General features: G+C 70.1%; 6 protein-coding genes and 1 rRNA gene. 3 read left to right on the top strand and 4 right to left on the bottom strand.

Annotated features, from left to right (window positions below; all coding sequences use genetic code 11):
* Positions 1-88: ribosomal RNA gene (locus tag AC07DF_RS37170) — 16S ribosomal RNA — on the bottom strand; the annotation flags it as partial.
* 547 nt (positions 89-635) lie between these two features.
* On the opposite strand from AC07DF_RS37170, the gene AC07DF_RS37165 reads away from it, so the two are divergent.
* On the top strand, positions 636-1085 hold the full coding sequence (locus AC07DF_RS37165) for a PTS sugar transporter subunit IIA (protein WP_478981233.1): 450 nt from the start codon (positions 636-638) through the stop codon (positions 1083-1085).
* Between the two features lie 77 nt (positions 1086-1162).
* Positions 1163-2833: a phosphoenolpyruvate--protein phosphotransferase gene (gene ptsP / locus AC07DF_RS37160; protein WP_454364791.1), complete on the top strand. Its 1671-nt coding sequence runs from the start codon at positions 1163-1165 to the stop codon at positions 2831-2833.
* A 68-nt stretch (positions 2834-2901) separates the two neighbouring features.
* On the opposite strand, the gene AC07DF_RS37155 is transcribed toward ptsP, so the two are convergent.
* Both AC07DF_RS37155 and AC07DF_RS37150 read right to left on the bottom strand, forming a co-directional pair.
* On the bottom strand, positions 2902-3792 hold the full coding sequence (locus AC07DF_RS37155; protein ID WP_478981231.1) for a hypothetical protein: 891 nt from the start codon (positions 3790-3792) through the stop codon (positions 2902-2904).
* 191 nt (positions 3793-3983) lie between these two features.
* The gene (locus AC07DF_RS37150; protein ID WP_478981229.1) at positions 3984-5951 is read right to left on the bottom strand and encodes an acetoacetate--CoA ligase; all 1968 of its coding nucleotides are present in this window, start codon (positions 5949-5951) and stop codon (positions 3984-3986) included.
* 212 nt (positions 5952-6163) lie between these two features.
* Between AC07DF_RS37150 and AC07DF_RS37145 the strand changes: the two genes are divergently transcribed.
* Entirely contained in the window at positions 6164-8530 is a 2367-nt protein-coding gene (locus tag AC07DF_RS37145) for a glycoside hydrolase family 31 protein (protein ID WP_478981227.1), read from the top strand.
* A gap of 2 nt (positions 8531-8532) precedes the next feature.
* Here the strand turns inward: AC07DF_RS37145 and AC07DF_RS37140 are convergent, their stop codons facing one another.
* Complete coding sequence (locus AC07DF_RS37140; RefSeq protein ID WP_478981225.1) at positions 8533-9069, bottom strand: NUDIX domain-containing protein; 537 nt, start codon at positions 9067-9069, stop codon at positions 8533-8535.
* Between the last annotated feature and the right edge of the window lie 24 nt (positions 9070-9093).

The following is a 9093-nucleotide window of genomic DNA, read 5'->3' as shown; positions in this document are numbered from 1 at the left end:
TCCACCCCGAAGGGCTTCATCGTTCGACTTGCATGTGTTAAGCACGCCGCCAGCGTTCGTCCTGAGCCAGGATCAAACTCTCCGTGAATGTGTACCGGTAATCCGGTCGACACCACGAGAGCGGAACAGTCAGGCGGAATAGGCCCGACCGTTCACAGCGTCCTCGCTGTGTTTTTTCAAAGGAACCTCGTCCCAGCGAATGCTGGAGACGGGGTATCAACATATCTGGCGTTGACTTTTGGCACGCTGTTGAGTTCTCAAGGAACGGTCGCTTCCTTTGTACTCACCCTCTCGGGCTTTCCTCCGGGCTTCCCTTCGGTGGTCCAAACTCTATCAGTGTTTTTCCGGCCCTCTGACCACCATCCTGCGGACATGCAGAAGGTGACCCCGAGATAGGATCTGACAAGTTTGGGTGCTGCCAGGCAAGGACACGAGGTTGTGTCGCTCAGCCCCAGGCAGGAGTACGACTGTACACGCGGCCGCGGAGCGCGTGCAAATCCATTTGCGGTATGGTCTAGACCACTTCGGAGTGCCCGCGCGGAACCGGCACTTCAGGTGACATACCCTGCTGAACAGTGTGCCGTCCGGGTACCGACAGGGACGGCCCAACGATCTCCACCCCTGGGAGGCTTCCCATGACCACCGTGACGTCCCCGCTTGCAGGACGCGCCATCGGACTGGCAGCCGTGCCGGATCCCGTCTTCTCCGGGGCCATGGTCGGCCCGGGCACAGCGATCGACCCCGTACGTGAGCCTTCCGAGGCCGTCTCGCCCGTGGACGGCGTCATCGTCTCCCTGCACCCGCACGCGTTCGTCGTCGTCGACGAGAGCGGACACGGCGTGCTCACGCACCTCGGTATCGACACCGTGCAGCTCAACGGCGAGGGTTTCGAGCTGCTCGTGAACAAGGGCGACACCGTCAGGCGCGGTCAGGGCATCGTGCGCTGGAACCCGGCTGCCGTCGAGGCCGCCGGCAAGTCCGCGATCTGCCCGATCGTGGCGCTGGAGGCCACGGCCGAAGCCCTCTCCGAACTTCGTATCGACGGCGATGTGAAGGCCGGCGACAGTCTCTTCCTCTGGAAATGACGTCAGTGCCGTCCTATGACGGCGAGTAGAACAACCAACACGGCGGCGGTGCCGCCGCACTATCGGAGACGGGTGAGATGGAGACAACGCTGCGAGGCGTCGGCGTGAGCCACGGTGTGGCGATCGGCGAGGTTCGGCATATGGGAACGGCGGTGCTCGAGCCGCCTGCGAAGCAGATCCCGGCGGATGAGGCGGAGCGTGAACAGGGGCGCGCCCGCAAGGCCGTGGAGGCTGTGGCGGCCGACCTGATGGCGCGGGGCAATCTGGCGGGCGGCGAAGCTCAGGCGGTGCTCGAGGCGCAGGCCATGATGGCCCAGGACCCCGAGCTGATGGCTGACGTGGAACGGCGGATCGCCGTCGGCAGCACGGCCGAGCGCGGGGTGTACGACGCGTTCGCCGCGTACCGCGAGCTGCTGGCGGGCGCCGGTGAATACCTTGCCGGCCGCGTGGCCGACCTTGACGACGTGCGGAATCGAATCGTCGCCCGTCTGCTGGGCGTGCCGATGCCTGGTGTCCCGGACAGCGACGAGCCGTACGTCCTTGTTGCGCGTGACCTCGCGCCTGCCGATACCGCGCTGCTGGACCCGACTCTGGTGCTCGGCTTCGTCACCGAGGAGGGCGGTCCGACCAGCCACAGCGCGATTCTGGCGCGGGCGCTCGGAGTGCCGGCCGTGGTGGCGCTGCCGGGTGCCGGTGAGCTGGCCGAAGGCACGATGATCGCCGTCGACGGCAGCACGGGCGAGATCTTCGTGGACCCGAGTGAGGACAAGAAGGCTCAGCTCGAGGCCGCGGCCGCCGCGCGCAGGGCCGCGCTGGCGGCCTCGACCGGTCCCGGTGCCACGGCGGACGGTCACAAGGTGCCGCTGCTGGCGAACATCGGTGGTCCGGCGGATGTGGAAGCCGCCGTCGACGCCGGTGCCGAGGGCGTCGGTCTCTTCCGTACCGAGTTTCTCTTCCTGGACGACAGCAAGCAGGCGCCCTCCGAGGAGAAGCAGGTTGCGGCGTACCGGCAGGTGCTCGAGGCGTTCCCCGAGGGGCGTGTCGTGGTGCGGGTACTGGACGCGGGTGCGGACAAGCCTCTCGACTTCCTGACTCCGGCCGACGAGCCGAACCCGGCCCTCGGTGTCCGGGGCCTGCGGACGTTGCTCGACCACCCGGAGGTCCTGCGCACGCAGCTGACCGCGCTGGCGAAGGCCGCGGAAGGGCTGCCGGTCTACCTCGAGGTCATGGCTCCGATGGTGGCGGACCGCACCGATGCCCGGGCCTTCGCTGACGCGTGCCGTGAGGCCGGGTTGCGGGCGAAGTTCGGCGCGATGGTGGAGATCCCCTCGGCCGCACTGCGGGCCCGCTCGATCCTGCAGGAGGTCGAGTTCCTGTCGCTGGGAACGAACGACCTGGCGCAGTACACCTTCGCCGCCGACCGTCAGGTGGGTGCGGTTTCCCGTCTGCAGGACCCATGGCAGCCCGCGCTGCTCGACCTGGTGGCGCTGTCCGCAGAGTCGGCGAAGGCCGAGGGCAAGAGCTGTGGCGTCTGTGGTGAGGCCGCTTCCGACCCGCTGCTCGCTTGTGTGCTGGCTGGTCTGGGCGTCACCTCTCTTTCGATGGGTGCGGCGTCGATTCCCTATGTCCGGGCGACGCTGGCGAAGTACACGCTGGCTCAGTGTGAGCGGGCCGCCGCGGCGGCCCGTGCGTCGGATAGTGCCGAGGACGCGCGCAGCGCAGCGCAGGCGGTGTTGTCGGGCGAGTAGGCCGCGCTTGGTCGGCTTTGGCTGCCCGGGAGGGGCGCTCCACGCAGGTGGGGCGCCCCTCCCGCGTTTCAGTGGTTGTGTCCCTGGGCGGACCTCTCCTCTCCGAGGTCGGGCGGCTCGCAGTAGTCGACGTTGGATTCCGGCGAGATGAGATCGCCGGACTCGACGTCGGTGCAATAGGCGTCGAAGACCTCTCCCGCGGTGAGGGGGTCGAGTCCGTAGGCGCGCAGGCGCCAGCCGTAGACACGGTCGGGCATGGCTGGGGCGCTGGCGCGGATGACGAGTCCCCCGGGGCTCTCGGTGGCCAGGCCGAGCGCTAGGACGGTGGTGAATTCGAGGGCTTCGGTCTCGTCCAGCTTCAGGTTGCCGTCCGTGTCCGCGGCGTGGAGTGCGGCGATGAGGGTTTCGGGGGGTCCGGTGACGCTGCAGACGAGGTGCCGGTCGCCGGGTGGGGCCGTGTCGAGGATGCGGACGAGGAGCTCTGAGGCCCGGGCGAAGGCGGTGCGTCCGAGGTCCTCGCCGCAGGACGTGCAGGCGCCCAGGCGGGCGAGGAGTGTGGTGGCGTACTCCCAGGTGGCCTGTCGTACGCCCTCGTCGACGAGGGCCGCGAGGAGGTCGGCCAGAGGCTGGCCCTCGTACGGGAGAGTCGGGCCTGTCACCGCGAGTTGGGCCGTGAAGCGGGTGCGGCTCGACGGGTTGTCGGGGTCCAGGCTCTTCTGTGTGCAGAACTCGGCGTACTCCTCGGGGTCGAAGAGGGCCACGGTGGTGTGGGTGCCCTGGAGGGTCCGGGTCCTGAGGAGGGCTTCCACCTGTTTCAGGTAGGTCGCGTGGTCGTCGAAGGTGAAGCTGCGGTAGCAGCGCATGGCTCGGAAGTCGTGCTCGTCGGTCAGCAGGCCGATGGTGCCGGCGATCTCGCGGCGCAGGACGCGTCGCATGGTCCGGCTGTCGGTGTGCGCCATTCTCTTTCCCCCTGTGCACAGTCGATCAATGCTCACTCACAGTAATCGCAGGCACTGACAATGAGGGGCTGACGGAGGTGGTCTCGCAAGTGGACACCACTAAGGTGCAGGTCAGCGCAGTTAAGCCACCCACTCCCCGCCGGCGACCACCGTGACGGGGAGTGGCTTTGCGCGGTCGTGGACGACCTCGGTCAGGCGCGTTTGCGGGCGAGGTCCTCGTAGAAGGCCAAGAGGTCGAGGTTGTCGATGGAGCCCGGGTTGACCGCCTTCTCCAGGGGGGTGCCTTGGAGGAGGCGCTTGACCGGGACCTCGATGCGCTTGCCGGTGAGGGTGTGCGGGACGCCGGGGACCTCGATGATCTCGTCGGGGACGTGGCGCGGCGAGAGCTGTTCGCGGATGGTCTGCTTGATGCGGTTCAGCAGGGCCTCGTCGAGGGCGGATCCGGGGGCCAGGTGCACGAAGAGGGGCATCCAGTAGCCGCCGTCGGGCTGCTCGATGCCGATGACGAGGGACTCCCTGATTTCAGGGAGGCGCTCCACGGCTTCGTAGATGTCGGCGGAGCCCATGCGTACGCCCTGGCGGTTGAGCGTGGAGTCGGAGCGGCCGTGGATGACGACGGATCCGTGGGAGGTCACGGTGATCCAGTCGCCGTGCCGCCATACGCCGGGGTAGGTGTCGAAGTAGCTGTCGTGGTAGCGGCTGCCGTCGGGGTCGTTCCAGAAGTGGATGGGCATCGACGGCATGGGGTTGGTGACCACGAGCTCGCCGACCTCGTCGACGAGGGGGCTCCCGCTCGGGTCCCAGGCCTGTAGGTCGGTGCCGAGGCAGGGGGCCTGGAGCTCGCCGACGTGGACCGGAAGGGTCGGTACGGCTCCGGCGAAGCAGGAGCACACGTCCGTGCCGCCGCTGACGGAGGCGATCCACAGGTCGTCGCGGACCTCGTCGTGGAGCCAGCGGAAGCCGTCGGGTGGCAGGGGCGAGCCCGTGGTGGCGACGCACTGGACGGTGGAGAGGTCGAAGTCGCGTGACGGGTGCACACCGGCCTTGCGGCAGGCCATGACGTAGGCGGCCGAGGTGCCGTAGAGAGTGGCCCGCGTGCGTTCGGCGATCCGCCACTGGGCGCCGGTGTCCGGGTAGCCGGGGCTGCCGTCATAGAGGACGATCGTGGTGCCGGTGAGCAGGCCGGAGACGAGGAAGTTCCACATCATCCAGCCGGTGGACGTGTACCAGAAGAAGCGGTCCTCCGGGCCCAGGTCGCAGTGCAGGCCGAGTTGCTTGAGGTGCTCGACCAGGATGCCGCCCTGGGACTGGACGATGGCCTTGGGCAGGCCAGTGGTGCCGGAGGAGTAGAGCACCCACAGGGGGTGGTCGAAGGGCACCTGCTCATAGACGGGGTCCGTGTCGGCGGAGGTGAGGGCCGACCAGTCGTGGGCTCCTTCGGGCGCCTCGGTGCCGAGGAGGGGGATGTGGATGACGGCGCGCAGGGTGGGCAGCTCGCGGCGCAGTTCGGCGACGGTCTCTCGTCGGTCGTGCTCCTTGCCGCCGTAGCGGTAGCCGTCGACGGTGAACAGCACGACGGGTTCGACCTGCTGGAAACGGTCGAGGACGCTGCGGGCGCCGAAGTCGGGCGCGCAGGAGGTCCAGACGCCGCCCACGGCGGCTGTGGCGAGGAGGGCGATCACAGCCTGGGGGACGTTGGGAAGGTACCCGCTGACGCGGTCTCCCGGGCGTACGCCGAGGGCTCGCAGCTCGGCTGCCAGGGAGCCGACCTGGCGGCGTAGGTCGGCCCAGGTGACGGGGCGTGGTTCGTGCGTCTCGTCGACGTACAGGAGGGCCGGTTCGTCCGCGCGGGTATCGGCCGCGCGCAGGGCGTGTTCGGCGTAGTTGAGGGTGGCCCCGGGGAACCACTGGGCGCCTGGCATCGCCCGGTCTCCGAGCACGCGCGCGTACGGGGTCGAGAAACGGACGTCGAACCATTCGGCGACGGCTTCCCAGAAAGCGTCCAGGTCGTCGACGGACCAGCGCTGGAGAGCCGCGTAGCCGCCCTCGGCGGGGGCGCCGTGGTGCTCGGCGGCCCAGGCCTGGAACCTGGTGATCCGTGCCCGGTCGATGCGCTCGGGATCTGGCTGCCAGAGCGGCTGGGGACTAACGGTCGACATGGTCGGCTCCCGGACTGTGCGCGTCGTGTGCGTCCTCCGCGCACGGGCTGGGGGTGTGCGCGTGAGCGGCTGGCACGGACAATGCCATGTGATCGACTTCGGCACCAGGGTGCGTCCCACATAGTCAGCCTCGTGAAGATGTGGTCCTGACACGGGTGAACGGCAGTTGAACGCCACGCACGTGTGGCGCGGTCAATGGCAGGGTGAGCAGCATGAACGGTCGTGACCTGGTGCGTTCGGTGAAAGCGGTGGGTTCGGTGGGGGCGGCGCAGGGTGTGCGTACCGTACGAGCAGCGTGGCGCAGGCGGCGGGCCGACGCCACCGGGCTGCCGTCGCGCGGGGCGGAGCGTGCGCGGGTGCCCGGGCCCGTGCGGGAGGTGGAGCCGGGGCCGGGGGGCGGTGTCGTCCGCTTCAGCCGGTCGGAGCTGCGGATTCTCGTCGCCGTGAACGGGGCCGTCTTCTGGGGCTGGGACGGGGCGGAGCCCGAGCCGTCGTACGCGCTGGCCGGCCGCTGTCCGGAGCCCGATCCCCGGGCGGTGCTGGAGCCGGACAAGGACGGCGGCTGGCGGGTGGTGGCCGAGCGGGTGACGGTCGTCGTCTCGCGGCACGGCGCGGTGGAGGTGCTCACGCCCGGTGGCGTGACCCTGCGGCGTGATCTGCCGCCGCGGTGGTGGGAGCCGGTAGACGGCGGCCCGGCGCGGTGGTTGCAGCGGTCGGAGGTGGCGGCCGACGCACGCTTCTTCGGCCTGGGCGGACGTGCCGCGGGTCCGCGGCTGTCGGACGGTACGTACCGGCTGTGGAACACCGACCCCGGCCACGCCTTCGCGCCGGGCGACGACCCGCTCTACATCACGATGCCGGTGCAGCTGGTGGTGTCCGACGGAGGTACGCATCTGGTGTTTCACGACAGCTCGTGGGACGGCGCGGTGACGCTGCGCGAGGGCGAGGAGGGCGCGGGTTCCGGGCACGACCGCGGCGGGTCGAGCGAGCTGCGGATGGACGGCGGTCCGCTGCGCTGCTGGGTGATGGTGGGCACCCCCGCGCGCGTGCTGCTCGCCTGGGCCTCGCTCACCGGGGCGCCCGCGCTGCCGCCCGCGTGGGCGCTCGGCCACCAGCACGCGCGGTGGGGGTTCGGCAGCGAGCAGGAGGTGCGGCGGATCATCGCGGGCTACGTGGAGCACGGTCTGCCGCTCGATGCCGTGCACCTGGACATCGACCACCTCGACGCGCATCAGGTGTTCACCGTCGACCAGGACCGTTTCCCGAAGCTGCCCGTGCTGGCCGAGGAGCTCCGGCGGGACGGCATCCGGCTGGTGTCGATCGTCGATCCGGCCGTCAAGGTTCTGCCCGGCAATGCCGTGTACGACGGCGGTGCGGCCGAGGACGCGTTCGTGCGGGACGCGTCGGGGCAGGTCGTGCAGGGGGTCGTATGGCCCGGGGAGGCGGTGTTTCCCGACTTCACGCACACGCGTGTGCGTGAGTGGTGGGGCGGCCTCTACGAGGAGCGGCTCGCGCAGGGGTTCGCTGGTTTCTGGCACGACATGAACGAGCCGACGTCGTTCGCCGCGTTCGGGGAGTCGACGCTGCCTCGTTCGGCTCGGCACTCCCTGGAGGGACGGGGCGGTGACCATCGTGAAGCCCACAACGTGTACGCGCTGTGCATGGCCAGGGCGGGCTTCGATGGGCTGCGGAAACTCGCGCCCCAGGAGCGGCCGTTTCTGTTCTCCCGCTCCGGGTGGGCCGGCATGCAGCGCTACGGCGGGACGTGGTCGGGGGACGTGGCCACCGGCTGGCCGGGACTGCGGGCGTCCTTGGCGCTGGTGATGGGGCTCGGGCTGTGCGGCGTGCCGTACTCGGGGCCGGACATCGGTGGCTTCGACGGGGATCCCTCGCCCGAGCTGTATCTCCGGTGGTTCCAGCTGGGCGCGTATCTGCCGCTGTTCCGTACGCACGCGAGTCTCAGGGCGGGGCGCAGGGAGCCCTGGGAGTTCGGTCCCGAGGTGCTGGAGCACGCGCGCGTGGCGCTCGTCGAACGCCGGCGGTTGCTGCCGTACTTCATGACGCTGGCGCACCTGGCCCGGCGTACCGGAGCGCCGTACGTACGGCCCTTGTGGTGGGCCGCGCCGGAGGATCGGACGCTGCGTGACTGCGAGGACGCCTTCCTGCTGGGCGACAGCCTGCTGGTGGCGCCGGTGCTGGATCCCGGCGCGGACCGTCGTGCGGTGCAACTGCCGCGGGGGCGCTGGTACGACACGGTGACGGAGCGGGCGTACGAGGGGCCGGCGCAGGTGCTTGTCGACGCCCCCCTGTCGCGCATCCCCGTGTTCGCGCGCGCGGGTGCCGTTCTTCCCGTACGTGAGGAGGACGGCGGTCTGGCACTGGAGGTGTGGGCGCCCGCCCGCGGACGGACCGGGGGCGGGCTGGTCGTGCCGGACAGTGGCGAGGGGTGGGACGAGCCGGAGATCGAGCGGTACACCGCTCGGTGGATGGGCTCGCGGATCGTCGTCGAGCGGGAGGGCGAGGACTGCGGGGGCGAGCCGTCCTACCCGGTGCGCGTCCGCGGGGCCGGGAAACGCTGAGCTCAGATGTACCGGCCCTCGAACCAGGCGCGTACGGCCACGGTGTGCAGGGGGAAGGCGAGCTCGTCCGCCCTGCGCAGGAGGCGCCAGCCCTCCGTTTCGTCGGTGGCGGCGGAGGGCGGCAGGCTTTCGACCGGGCGTTCCGGCAGGAGACCGAAGAGCAGCAGGTGCCCGTCGGGCGAACTCATCGCGTCGGCGAGCCGTACCTCACGGGCGGCCGCGTCGATGCCGGTTTCCTCCTTGAGTTCGCGTACGACGGCCTGCCGCCAGTCCTCCCGGTCGTCGATGTAGCCGCCGGGCAGGGCCGTGCCCCCGCGCGCGGGAGCTACGGTTCGGGTGATGACGACCAGGGCGGTGCCCTTGGTGTCGTAGACGGGCTGGAGGGCCACCGCGACCGGGAGTGGATTGCGGTAGGCCACGGCGCCGCACGCCGGGCAGGCGCGGGGCCAGCCGGAGACGCCCTCTCCGTAGGGCGCGCCGCAGCTCGAACAGTGGGAGTCCGGCGCGGAGTTGGAACTGGAGTGCTGAGTTTCGGACACGCGGCGGACTGTAGCCGATCACGG

It is taken from the genome of Streptomyces sp. NPDC044719 (genome assembly GCF_056433405.1).
The sequence above is the reverse complement of the archived record's forward strand: the minus strand, read 5'-3'. Positions and strand labels throughout refer to the sequence as shown.

Excerpts from the sequence above, each read along its gene's own strand:
- AC07DF_RS37145 (WP_478981227.1), top strand. The coding sequence starts at position 6,164 with ATGAACGGTCGTGACCTGGTGCGTTCGGTGAAAGCGGTGGGTTCGGTG.
- AC07DF_RS37150 (WP_478981229.1), bottom strand. The coding sequence starts at position 5,951 with ATGTCGACCGTTAGTCCCCAGCCGCTCTGGCAGCCAGATCCCGAGCGC.
- AC07DF_RS37165 (WP_478981233.1), top strand. The coding sequence starts at position 636 with ATGACCACCGTGACGTCCCCGCTTGCAGGACGCGCCATCGGACTGGCA.
- AC07DF_RS37155 (WP_478981231.1), bottom strand. The coding sequence starts at position 3,792 with ATGGCGCACACCGACAGCCGGACCATGCGACGCGTCCTGCGCCGCGAG.
- ptsP (WP_454364791.1), top strand. The coding sequence starts at position 1,163 with ATGGAGACAACGCTGCGAGGCGTCGGCGTGAGCCACGGTGTGGCGATC.